Raw genomic sequence first — 12,541 nt, 5'->3', positions numbered from 1 at the left:
TTATTTGAAACCTTCATATTCCTATTGTCTTCCAAAATGCCTACCTTTGTAATTATTACATTATTAATATAGCAATATGAACTGGACCCAATTATTATCAGGTAAACGTTTCGGAATGGAAGAATATCATGAACGTAAACATGAACGTACAGACTTCCAGCGGGATTATGACCGTTTGATCTTCTCCTCCCCCTTCCGCAGGTTACAGAACAAGACGCAGGTATTTCCTTTGCCGGGCAGTATCTTTGTCCACAATCGTCTGACACATAGCCTGGAAGTTTCCTGTGTAGGTCGTTCGTTAGGTAATAATGTAGCAAAGGGATTGATGCAAAAATATCCCGACGGAAGTATTAACTTTCCGGAAATAGGTTCCATTGTTTCCGCAGCCTGCCTGGCTCACGACATGGGTAACCCGCCATTCGGACATTCCGGAGAGAGAGCTATTTCCGCTTACTTCCTGGAAGGGAACGGCAGTTATCTGGAAGATGAAATTCGTTCTGCTGGTGGCCGTTGGGAAGACTTTCTTCATTTTGAGGGCAATGCCAATGCTATGCGCCTGCTTACTCATCAGTTTATCGGCCGGAGAAAAGGCGGATTTGCTTTAACTTACAGTACATTGGCCTCTATCGTCAAATATCCTTATGCATCGGTTCATTCAGGTAAAAAAGGGAAGTTCGGTTTTTTCCAGTCGGAAGAAGAAACCTATATGCGCATAGCTACCGAATTGGGAATAAACCACAATCCTGAAGACAAGAATAAATTTGTCCGTTACCCGCTGGTTTATCTGGTAGAAGCAGCCGACGATATCTGTTATCAGATTATGGATATAGAAGATGCCTGCAAACTACATATCCTTACGACAGAAGAAGCTATCCAGCTATTGCTCAACTTTTTTGAAGGAGAACGACTGAACCATATCATCCGCGTCATGAAAATGGTGGACGATACAAACGAACAGATCGCCTATCTACGCTCCTGCATCATCGGACTACTGGTAGATGAATGTTCGCGTGTCTTCCTTGAAAATGAAGACGGGATACTTGATGGAACCTATAATACCCCTTTGATAGAGCAGATAGGAGAACAAGCCAAACAAGCCTATGCCACCTGTTCAAAAACGGCTTACAAAAAGATTTACCGCGCCAAAGAAGTACTCGACATAGAACTGGCCGGTTACCATATTTTCAGCCACCTGATTGACAGTCTGACAGAAGCTGTCATGAATCAGAGCCATGCATATAGTAAATTATTGTTGCAGCGCATCCCGGAACAATATGACACGAATGCACCAACAACTTATGGCAAAATACAATGTGTACTTGATTATATCTCAGGAATGACGGATGTTTATGCACTCGACCTATACCGCAAGATCACAGGGATGAGCCTCCCGGCCGTTTAATACTCTTCCCTATATTTGCTTTCTTCTTTATCTTCCAGGATACTGAGATAGCTCTTATAGCGGGACTCGCTGATATAGTGATCTTCAAGAGCTTGCAAAACAGCACACCCCGGTTCATGACGATGGCTACAGTTGTTGAACCGGCAATCTTCGGAGAATTTAAATATCTCCGGAAAATAGTGGGAGATTTCAGCAGTCTCCATCTCTATCGTGCCAAACCCTTTGATTCCAGGGGTATCAATCAGGTAGCCTCCTTCCGGCAGCGGGATCATTTCAGAGAAAGTTGTCGTATGCATCCCTTTATTATGATATTCGGAGATATCGCCGGTCCGGAGATTAACGCCGGGAACTAACTTATTGATAATCGTTGATTTCCCGACTCCCGAATGGCCGGATAAAAGAGTTATCTTATCTTTCAACTCCGCCTTTAGCGCATCGAGACCTTCTTCCATTTTAGCACATAGGGTAGAACAGGGATAACCGATCGTTGTGTATAAATTAATCAAGGCGTCGAGATATTCCTTATCTTCCCCTTTATAACGGTCGATTTTATTGAAAACCAACTTTACCGGCACACCATAAGCCTCAGCCGTGGCCAGAAAACGATCGATAAAAACAGTTGTAGTAATCGGATAATTGACAGTTACGATCAGCATGGCCTGATCGAGATTGGCCGCAATAATATGCGACTGTTTAGATAAGTTGGAAGCCCGCCGGATAATATAGTTCTTACGGTCTTCTATCTTGGTAATAAACGCGGTACCTTCATTATTGATATCGATATCAACCCGGTCACCGACAGAGACAGGATTTGTGCTGCGTATCTCCTTTAAACGGAAATTTCCTTTTACCTTACTTTCCACATCACGCCCGTCATCGGTGCGTACGGTATACCAGCTACCTGTATTCTTTATTACCAGTCCCTTCATATTAATTAAAAATTAAAAATTGAAAATTGAGAATTGAACAAACTACCGGACGATACGCGTCAAAGTAATTTTCAATTCTCAATTCTCAATTTTCAATTATTTATACTGTCATTATTTCTTTTTCTTTAGCAGCGTAGAGGTCATCTACTTTCTTTATAAATTTATCGTGCACCTTCTGAACTTCCGCTTCCGCATCTTTTGCCACATCTTCAGGAGTTCCGTCGGCTTTCACACTTTTCTTTATTGCCTCGATCGCATCGCGACGCGCATTACGAACACTGATTTTTGCCGTTTCGGCTTCCTGTTTGGATTGTTTAGCCAACGTGCGACGGCGTTCTTCTGTCAGAGGAGGAATCCCCAGACGGATTATTTCACCGTTATTTTCAGGAGTGATACCTACTTCCGAGTTCATGATTGCCTTTTCAATCTCTTTGATAAGCGGCTTTTCCCACGGAGTAATGATAATCGTTTTTGCATCCGGTGTATTTACCGAAGCCACGTTAGTCAGAGGAACAAGACCTCCGTAATAAGGAACCTTCACTCCGTCAAGGATCTTCGGATTAGCCTTTCCGGCACGGATATGAGCCAACTGTTCGTCAAGATAATCGATTGCGAACGTCATTTTCTCTTCTGCTGACTTTACATACTGCTTGATATCTGCCATAACTGATTGATATTTTGTTTTCTGTTTTTTTCGATAAACAAAAGTAGTAAAGTTTTTGAACCTAGCAAACAAATTACTTTTTTAGCACTATAATTCAACTGAAAGCGTAGCATAAACTTGCGACTCCGAAGAAATCGACAAAGCAATCCAGAAAGAAAATTTGTATCATATATTATGATACTAAGATATCATATATTATAAAAATAAAATATCATATATTATGATACAGTTATATTACAATATATGATATTCTCATTACCTCATAAGGGATGCTTTATCACTTAAGCTTCGGACAAAGTAACATCAGATAGAGAACGCCCACACTCAGCACAATCACCGCCCCCAACTGCGAAGCCATTGCATCCGACAGGAAGCCCATGAAAAGGGGAAAGACAGTACCTCCGAACAACCCCATAATCATCAACCCGGATATCTCGTTCTTACGCTGGGGCATGGACTGGATTGCCTGCGAAAAGATGATCGAGAACACGTTCGAATTTCCGAATCCAATCAACCCTATACATATATATATGATCTCTTTGCCGTGGAACAAAGACAATCCGACCATTGCCAGCGCCATCATTGCAACGCTGATGCCAAAGAATATCTTGGCCGACATGCGACTCAGAATAAAAGCACCCAGGAAACAACCGGCCGTACGGAAGATAAAATAAAGACTGGTGGCAAACGATGCATCATGTAATCCCATTCCCAAACGCTCCATCAGGATTTTCGGAGCTGTTGTATTCGTTCCGACATCAATGCCGACATGGCACATGATGCCGATAAAACACAACAGAATAAAAGGCTTGCCCAGCAAGGCAAAGCATTCTCCGAATGTCGAAGGTTTCCCTTCCGGCTTCTCTTCGTCTATCTGCGTTGCTCCCAACAAAAGGATTGTAATAACTGCAACAACCATATAAACCGGGAAAAGTATCCGCCAGCCCAGGCCGAAAGAAGGAATCGCAGCCGTTGCTCCCCACATCGCGATATAAGGAGCCAGGAAAGAAGCGATAGCCTTTACAAACTGTCCGAAAGTCAGACTACTGGCCAACTTATCCCCACTGATGATATTCGAGAGTAACGGATTCAAAGAAGTCTGCATCAAGGCATTACCGATACCCAGCAGAGAAAAGGAAATAAGCATCAGCATATAACCATCGCCAAAGATTGGAAGCAGCAAAGAGAAGAATGTAACGAACAGGCTGAGTAATACAGTCTTTTTCCGTCCGATCCGGTTCATCAGCATTCCGGTTGGAACAGAGAAAATCAGAAACCAGAAGAATACAAGCGACGGAAAAATATTCGCCTCCGAATCTGTCAGGTTCAAATCGGCCTTCACATAGTTGGAAGCAATCCCCACCAGATCCACAAATCCCATAGCGAAGAACGCCAGCATGACCGGGATCAACTTTATATATAAACCTTTTTCTTTCATGATCATTCTTTATTCGGATAAGGAGGCCATGCCCCTTCCTGTGTACAAACAAAAGCGGCCGTTTCAACAGCAAGCTGATGGGCTTCACGCAGGGATTTCCCTGTTAATATAGAATAGACAAACGCCCCGGAAAAAGAATCGCCTGCTCCTACCGTATCGACAACCTGTACTTTAGGAGTCGGGATAGTGGACTGCTCATCCGGCGAATAAATCGAACTGAAAGCGCTTCCGGCTGTCAGAATCACATATCTGAGGTTATATTTCCTCAACATCTTACGGCACACTTCCTCGTCCGTACCTTCCAGATCACACATGCTGCGAAGCAATACCAGTTCCTCGTCATTCACCTTAAAGACATTTGCTTTATGCAACAACGTTTCAATCAGCTCTTTAGAGTAATACGATTGCCGGATATTGATATCGAAGAAGCGCAACGCATCTTCACGTGCATACGACAATAAAGACAGGATCGTTTCTCTTGACGCCTGCGAACGCAAAGCCAATGTGCCATAACAAATGGCATCCGCCCTCTTTACCAGGTCGATAGATTCCTGGGTTAGAGGGATATGGTCCCAGGCAACGCCTTCAATGATTGTGTAGGTCGGAATACCATCCTTCAGTTCCACCATCACACTTCCGGTTGGATATTCTACTGTTCCCAAGCTGTTGGAGATATGGTTCTTTTCCAATTCCTGAACGATTTCCGTTCCTGACAAATCATTTCCTACTGCACTGACGGCATATCCCTCAGCTCCCATTTGTGTGGCGTGATATACAAAGTTGATCGGAGCACCTCCGGCACGCTTTCCGGTTGGCAGGACATCCCAAAGGAGTTCGCCGATACCGACTACTACAGGTTTATTCTTTTCCATGATATTTCAATTTTTAAAGTGCTAATTTATAAATATTCAACGAATTTACCCGACAGGAACCGTCCTTACTGTAAAAGTTCAGACAGTTGTAAGGTTCGTTCGGGAAAACAAGGTTGGTCATAGCCACCTTTCCGCCATCGAGGAAGACTTCGACAGAGCATTTATCTACAAAAATCCGAAGCGTATGTTCCTGTGCCGGAGATAACGGTCCCCAGGTCGCCAAAGCAAAATCGTCCACATAATTAATGGAGTTGGCGATACGGTTATCGTGTGCTTCCTTTTCATGCGGAACACTATTCTTTCCAAAGTCCACGATACCGCTATGCACCCTGTCCATAACCAGCTTCTTCGCATTCAGGTCCAGATAAATATCCACATACTCACCTTTCCCGTTCACCAACTGAAAGCCTGCGATACTCGATTCACCGGTTGCTACATTCATATTTATCTCGAATGCGCCATCATTTCCGGCAAACAGCGTATCTATGCTGACAGCTTTATTCGCCTCAACCGTGAAAGCAGGAATCTCGCGTGTCTCTTTCCTGAGCGATTCCAATTCCCTGACCGGATTCACTGCCATATACACCTCTTTCCCTTCGGAATACATGGTCAATTCGCGAGGCAAAGCATTGGCACTACGATACTGCTGCGTAGGAATAATATTCGCATACTGCCAATTGCTCATCCAGGGCACGGCAATGACACGGTCGCCGGTATTGGAAAAGCAGACTGTCGCATAATGGTCTTTTCCCCAGTCCATCCATTTGACTACTTCCGGTTTCGTATCGCAGACAAACTTTGTTCCGTCGAAATCCCCGATAAAATACTGCGTAGCCGACCCTCCGAACAAACAACCCGGATTGATATTGACAATCAGCGCCCATTTCTTGATATTCAAATCCCCGTTTACCGGCAGTTGCACCATATCCGGGCATTCGAACTGACTCGGCTGCACACCGTACCCGTCACCGAAAGCACTCATATACGTCCAGTCTTTTAAATCCCTGGAAGAATAAAACCGCATTTCCTTATCGGCCGACACAATCATCACCCACTTCTTTTCCGGAGCATACCAGAACACTTTCGGGTCGCGGAAATCTTTCAGGCCGTCGAACGGGGTAAGGACAGGGTTCTTTTCGTATTTGGTAAACGTACGCCCGTTATCGCTACTGTGAGCCATACATTGTATCTGTCCGTTCTTATCGCTGGCGGAAGTATAGAAGGAGACGATCGAACCGGCACCGTAACCGGCCGTATTATCCTTGTCCACAACGGAACTGCCGGAAAAGATATGCCCCATCGTATCACGGGCCAGGGCAACCGGAAGATGTTCCCAATGAACCAGGTCACGGCTTACGGAATGCCCCCAATGCATATTTCCCCATACCGAACCGTAAGGATTATACTGAAAGTAAAGATGATATTCGCCATCCTTATAAACCAGTCCGTTCGCATCATTCATCCAACCATACAACGGAGTATGGTGATAAAGAGGACGGAATTTATCACGGTTGGTCGTATCGAACGTGTCGGAGAGTTTCATCTCTTTCCAGCATACGGCATCCTTCGGCGTTTTGCGGATACGGACAACCGCCTCTTTTGCTCCGGCAGGCAGTTCGAAAGGGACGAAATAATCCGTTTCCTTTTTAGCCAGACGGATATCCATATCCGTATCCGCCGGATTCCCCGTCACAAGACACACCTGCCCTTCACCGGTATGTTCTTCCACCGGCAACAAGAGGTATTTGGCCGGATTCGTAATATGGACAAACGTTAGTGTATCGCCCTGCTGCTCCAAAGTAAATCCTTCTTTAGAGGCGGACTGGCAAGCGGCCAGGCTTACTGATACGGCACAGCCCATCAGAAAATTCTTACTGTTATTCAAAATCGTTGCTTTCATATGATAATAGATTAATTGTTAAAATGTAATGTTTGCACTAAATTCTACGGTGAAGGGACGGATATAGCTGCCGGCCATCCACTGCCCGTTATGCTTGGAGGCATCCTCCTTCTTATCCAGTTCGGCTCCCGAAATACTGCCACGTGCTCCGGTCTGGTTCAGGATATTCACGACTGTCGCTCCCAGGCTAAGATACTTATTTACTTTGTAATTAACACCTCCGAATGTTTCCCAACGACCATTAAAATAATAGGCATTGTTGATATTGGCATACGTCTTGCTGAAATAACGGGCGCTCAACCAAACCCGAAAGTCTTTATAGGTGTAACTCGGATCAATCTCCAGCAGGACTTTCGGTATTTCCGTCACGATATTGCCGGTAGCATTGATACCGGCATAGCTGCCGTCCGAGAAATTCACGCCTGTTTCATACTTCTTATAAGTCGGATTCTGGTAAGTAAACAGGAAGTGCAGGTCGAAACCTCTGAACAACTTGGCAATCAGGTCGGTCGTCCACCCGATAGTTTTAATATCGTAGCTGAGCGGGGCTGCGTTGATATCTTTCGAGTTATTCGGATTAATCAGGTTCAGGGTAGAGTTATTGTTCGTCTTTCCGATATAAGAGAACAAAGACGTCAGGCTCAACCAGTTATTATTATAATAGATACCGGCACGTCCCAACGGAATGGATACTTTCTCCACATTCGGCAATTCGGACGGGGCAAAACTGGAGATGGCAGGATGCTGCGTATTATAAGTGAAATCGCCTGTAAAACCGAACTGCCCGGTCAGCTTGTAAGTCAGGGCAAACGTATAGACCTGATTGAACCAGTCATAATCGAAATCCTGCGGAGCGACGGTTCCGGTCTGTCCGTTCTTATTATAAGCCGCACCCAAATGATAGTTAGGGAAACGTCCCAATACGCTGTCATTCCTCAGATAGACCGCTGCATTCTGGCCGTGCATCTTCTGATATTCGAAGCGGGCACCGTAGTAGACATTGATTTTGTCGTTGATATCCCAATCGTGGGTAAAATAAAGGGCCAGTTTATTTTCATACCCTTTGTAATATTCGGAAGCATTCTTGTTGAAGTCGTAGTAAACGCCATCGGTATAACCTTCTTTCATCAGCCGGCTCGGATATTCTTCCACTGTATGGTCGTACATGGTGGTATTGGAGGCATAATCAATCTTATAATGCCACTGGTTCAACCCGATACGCCAGGTTCCGTTTTTATATTCGCGCGACAGTTCGGAAGTCAGGAAGGTTTCATCTATATTACCGCGATTCAGACAAGACATGCGGCTTTGTACATAGCCTTCATAAGGAGTCAGATTGCCTTCCAGGTCTTTCAGGGAATAGTCGTCTTCCGAAGTCTTCTTTTCCAGCGACATCGGCGTCTGATAGACATAAGAGCCGAGCGCATGGTCGTATTTGGCATTCACAATCCATTTCAGTCCGTTGTCCCATTTATAAGCATGATGCAGGCTAATCTGGTTGCCTTTATTCAGGGAGGCATCATAGAGGTTGGTCTTCTTCAATTCACCGGAACGCATATCCATATAAACCATCTCGCCCGTTGTCGGCAGGTAAGAACTTGTACCCAATTTAAAACCGGGAATCTCCTTCACACTTCCGTCGCCCACATACATAAAAGGGGCATTGGTCGCGGCATTCGAGGGCCAGCGGCTATTGCTGTAATGATAAATAACCGATAATTCACCGCGGTCCTGATGATAGCGTTTGGTGATGGCTGCTTTATAAATCTGGGTACGGTCCTGATTGGAAGCAAAACGCAGCTTGAAAGTTCCCGGGTCGAAATCCTGATAAATACTTCCGCTGTAAAACCAACCTTTCCCGGCATTACCGCTGATATTCAGGTCGATTTGCTGCTTACCGAAATGATTTGTATTATAATTCAGTTTACCCCGGAATTTTTGCGTCCCAAGTTGCGTATGAGAGTTTACCGCATATCCAACAGTACCGGTTGTGATAGCCGTTTCCGAAATCTTCAATAATCCGACATGCCCCAGGCTGCCGTCACCGCGCCAATGGGTATTTACATTATGAGGATTGGAATTGTAGACGACAGGCAAACCATTTTCGAGGACATTAACATCACCACCGGGCAGTCCGATGGATATCTCGCGGGGACCATTCGCACTGGAGGCATTCAGCATCACATTGCGGCTGTTCGTTTCATTTGATTTTTCCTTATTCACCTGAACGGTATCTTTTACCGCTTCCTGTGCATATGTTGCGGCTGACAAAGTACAGCCGGCAATTAATAAAAGGAAAGACTTCTTCATGGTAATCATGGCAACTGTTTTCATATAGAATGTTTTAATGTTGTTCCTGCTAACAAGTTTTCGGGAGCAAATGTAGAGGCACTGAAAACAATCGGATATAACAAAACGAGCCAATCCTGTCACATTCGTCACATACCCTGAAATTCATTCCAATAGTATAATATCCGTCAGATAAATGCGACAAATGTGATAGGAAAAAGAAGTTGTTTTTTTGAGGTCTCCTCAAAGCCTCCTTTGAGAGCTCGTTGAAGCAGGCTTTGAGACGTCCTCACAGCCTCTTGTGACCGGCACTCACAAAATGTTGCCTATTCTGATGTATTCTGATACTCTTTCGGGGTTTGGTTATAAACGGCCTTAAAGCATTTGGCAAAATAGGCGGGAGACGAAAAGCCTGTGCGGTAAGCAATCTCGTTGATATTGTATTGCTTTTGTTTCAGAAGAACGGCGGCCTTCTTTAAACGGTAGTTACGGAGAAAATCGACCGGGCTGGTTCCAGTCAGGTCTTTTATCTTACGGTGGAGATGGCCGCGCGACAAACCGAGCGTATCACTCAACTTCTCCACATTAAATTCAGAATCGGTATATATCTCTTCAATCTGTGTCAGGAACCGGCGAAGGAACAGGTCATCCATATTCTCCACCTTCTCCGGTTGCGCCATCAGCATATTACTGCTTTGCAGCTTTTTCAGGAATGCTTCGCGCAACTTTTTTTGTTCTTCGAGGATACGGATTATACGGAGTTTTACAAAGTTCACATGGAAAGGCTTCTGGATATAACCGTCCGCCCCGCCCGATATGCCATACATACGCTGACGTTCATCCGACAAGGCCGTCAACAGGATAACGGGAATATGGCTGATGGCGATATCCGTTTTTATACTGCGGCAAAGTTCGAAGCCATTCATTTCCGGCATCATCACATCGGATAAGACAAGCGATATTTCATTTTCCTCCTGAAGAAGATTCAAAGCGACCTTTCCATTGGTAGCGGTAAATACGCGGAAGTTCTCCGATAATTCCTTTTCCAGGAACGCACGGACCTCATCATCGTCTTCAACAACCAAAACGGAATAAGGATATGTCTGTGCCAACAACGTTTTCTCTTCGGAATCATCCAGGTTCGAAGCATCATACGCCAAATGGGAAACAGGCAGTTCCGTGATATATTCGCCGTTCAGCTGCGTCTTATCTTTCCGAAGGCAAACGGAGAAAACGGTTCGCTGTCCGGGGACACTTTCCACTGTTACCTCTCCGTTATGCATCTTTACATATTCATGGACCAGATGCAAACCGATACCTGTCCCCACCCGGCTGTTCTCCGAATAGAAACGGTTGAAGAGATAAGGCAAATTCTCCGGTTGGATACCCGAGCCATTGTCTTCGACATGTATCGTCACCCATTCGTCCGACTCTTCCAGCGCTACCCCAATCTTTCCCCCTTCGGCCGTAAACTTAAATGCATTGGATAACAAATTCACCAAAACCTTCTCAATCATATCCGCATCCATCCAGATACGGCAGTTCTTCATGTCCGAGGCAAAAGTATAGGTAATATTGCGCACCTTCGCCATACTATTGAAATATGACTTCACCTCACTGCTGAACGAAACGATTTCCGTCTCACGTATCTTCAGTTTCTCCTGCTTATTCTCCACCTTCCGGAAATCCAATAGTTGATTGATGACGCGGAGTAAACGCCCCGCATTCTTATGAATCAACTCCAGGTCTGAAAGGTAGGAGGAATCGTGCAATAAGTTAAGCAATCTGTCCAACGGCCCCAATATCAGTGTTAACGGAGTTCGTACTTCATGGGATATATTGGTAAAGAACTGGAGTTTGGAGGCTGTCACCTCTTCTATCTCCGCATTCAGGGATATCAGTTTACGGCGCTGTTCTTCCTCTTTCTTATTAATCTCACGCAGTTCGCGGTTTTTAAGCCGTATCTTACAGTTAATATAGAATACATAGACCGACAAAGAAATGAAGCCAACCATCAAAAGCGTGATAACACTCAATGAATCCCGGAGAAAATTAAAACGGTTCAGCAGTTCATCCATACGGCTCCGCTGTGTCTCGATACGCTGTTGATAATTGCTCAACCGTTCAGATTGAAGCAACAAGGTCTGGGCAGCCGATTTATCAACCAAACCGCTCAACAAGGGAATATATTTATCCACCTTCTCCCCTCTAAGCAACTGCATGGCGGTCCGTATCACCTGTTCACCGCCCGTCGGATAAAGGAAAGAGACATTAATCCGTCCATCCGCCACCGCTTCCAGTCCGGCATTGGCCACGGCATCCATTCCTATAATATGTAACTCCTTACCACGCACTGGGTCTATTGCCTGAAAATGTTCACGGGCGGCAATAGCCATCATATCGTTATGAGCATATACAAAGTCGATGGGTTGTGAAAAGTCTATCTCTTTCAGGCGTTTGGCTGCGACATCATACCGCCAGTCGCCTTCCACGGGGCGAAAGGTTAAATCCGTCCGTTCCTGCAAGGCATCCCGAAAACCATTGTGACGTTCCTGGGCGGGAGAAGAACCCATCATTCCCCAAATTTCAAGAATAGTGGCATGAGGCGGTAAATGTTTGGCAGCATATGTTCCGGCGGCAAAACCCAGATCATAATTATTCGCTCCGACAAAGGTGGTATATTGGTTCGTGTTTACTTTGCGGTCGGTGATAATCGTTGGGATGCCTGCACGGAATGCTTCTTCGGCCACATCTGTTATCGGCGCTGATTCGAAAGGTGAAATAATCAGGACATCGACCTTTTGTGCAATCAGTTCGCGTATTTGTTCGATTTGTCGGTCGTTATCATTATCGGCATCCTTAATAAGGACTTTAATACTATCATAATTGGATGCCTCAATCCCCACCTCCCGAATCATTTGCTGCCGCCAGGCATCATCCAGCATACATTGGGAAATTCCTATCACATATTTCTTTTCCCTATCGGCACGGTCGCAACCGGCAAACAACAGGCATAAAAGGAATAATATGGATAGGAAGTATTTCAC

At 45.0% G+C, this 12,541-nt stretch carries 8 protein-coding genes; 1 reads left to right on the top strand and 7 read right to left on the bottom strand.

Translation table 11 applies throughout. The features are described 5' to 3' along the window. Positions 1–76: 76 nt before the first annotated feature. Positions 77–1,402: a dGTP triphosphohydrolase gene (gene dgt / locus HMPREF1535_RS10860; protein WP_046146119.1), complete on the top strand. Its 1,326-nt coding sequence runs from the start codon at positions 77–79 to the stop codon at positions 1,400–1,402. On the opposite strand, the gene rsgA is transcribed toward dgt, so the two are convergent. The 7 genes from rsgA to HMPREF1535_RS10825 all read right to left on the bottom strand — a co-directional run bounded on the left by rsgA (position 1,399) and on the right by HMPREF1535_RS10825 (position 12,541). Next, complete coding sequence (gene rsgA / locus HMPREF1535_RS10855) at positions 1,399–2,331, bottom strand: ribosome small subunit-dependent GTPase A (RefSeq protein ID WP_046146118.1); 933 nt, start codon at positions 2,329–2,331, stop codon at positions 1,399–1,401. The two genes, dgt and rsgA, sit on opposite strands and share 4 nt — an antisense overlap. Positions 2,332–2,431: 100 nt before the next feature. Further along, the gene (frr, locus tag HMPREF1535_RS10850) at positions 2,432–2,995 is read right to left on the bottom strand and encodes a ribosome recycling factor (protein WP_009859937.1); all 564 of its coding nucleotides are present in this window, start codon (positions 2,993–2,995) and stop codon (positions 2,432–2,434) included. A 277-nt stretch (positions 2,996–3,272) separates the two neighbouring features. Then, a complete protein-coding gene (locus HMPREF1535_RS10845) occupies positions 3,273–4,439 on the bottom strand; it encodes an MFS transporter (RefSeq protein ID WP_087880817.1) in 1,167 nt (388 codons plus the stop codon). Further along, positions 4,436–5,305: a carbohydrate kinase family protein gene (locus HMPREF1535_RS10840; protein WP_046146117.1), complete on the bottom strand. Its 870-nt coding sequence runs from the start codon at positions 5,303–5,305 to the stop codon at positions 4,436–4,438. Before HMPREF1535_RS10840 ends, HMPREF1535_RS10845 begins: the two co-directional genes overlap by 4 nt. A 13-nt stretch (positions 5,306–5,318) precedes the next feature. After that, positions 5,319–7,205: a glycoside hydrolase family 32 protein gene (locus HMPREF1535_RS10835; protein WP_046146116.1), complete on the bottom strand. Its 1,887-nt coding sequence runs from the start codon at positions 7,203–7,205 to the stop codon at positions 5,319–5,321. A gap of 18 nt (positions 7,206–7,223) precedes the next feature. Continuing rightward, complete coding sequence (locus HMPREF1535_RS10830; RefSeq protein ID WP_046146115.1) at positions 7,224–9,539, bottom strand: TonB-dependent receptor; 2,316 nt, start codon at positions 9,537–9,539, stop codon at positions 7,224–7,226. 281 nt (positions 9,540–9,820) lie between these two features. Continuing rightward, on the bottom strand, positions 9,821–12,541 hold the full coding sequence (locus tag HMPREF1535_RS10825; RefSeq protein ID WP_046146114.1) for a substrate-binding domain-containing protein: 2,721 nt from the start codon (positions 12,539–12,541) through the stop codon (positions 9,821–9,823).

Origin of the sequence: Parabacteroides goldsteinii DSM 19448 = WAL 12034, from assembly GCF_000969835.1 — a bacterium.
Lineage (GTDB): Bacteria > Bacteroidota > Bacteroidia > Bacteroidales > Tannerellaceae > Parabacteroides > Parabacteroides goldsteinii.
The sequence above is the reverse complement of the archived record's forward strand: the minus strand, read 5'-3'. Positions and strand labels throughout refer to the sequence as shown.

What these genes read in the sequence shown, in the direction of transcription:
- dgt (WP_046146119.1), top strand. Translation starts at nt 77, where the DNA reads ATGAACTGGACCCAATTATTATCAGGTAAACGTTTCGGAATGGAAGAA.
- rsgA (WP_046146118.1), bottom strand. Translation starts at nt 2,331, where the DNA reads ATGAAGGGACTGGTAATAAAGAATACAGGTAGCTGGTATACCGTACGC.
- frr (WP_009859937.1), bottom strand. Translation starts at nt 2,995, where the DNA reads ATGGCAGATATCAAGCAGTATGTAAAGTCAGCAGAAGAGAAAATGACG.
- HMPREF1535_RS10845 (WP_087880817.1), bottom strand. Translation starts at nt 4,439, where the DNA reads ATGATCATGAAAGAAAAAGGTTTATATATAAAGTTGATCCCGGTCATG.
- HMPREF1535_RS10840 (WP_046146117.1), bottom strand. Translation starts at nt 5,305, where the DNA reads ATGGAAAAGAATAAACCTGTAGTAGTCGGTATCGGCGAACTCCTTTGG.
- HMPREF1535_RS10835 (WP_046146116.1), bottom strand. Translation starts at nt 7,205, where the DNA reads ATGAAAGCAACGATTTTGAATAACAGTAAGAATTTTCTGATGGGCTGT.
- HMPREF1535_RS10830 (WP_046146115.1), bottom strand. Translation starts at nt 9,539, where the DNA reads ATGAAAACAGTTGCCATGATTACCATGAAGAAGTCTTTCCTTTTATTA.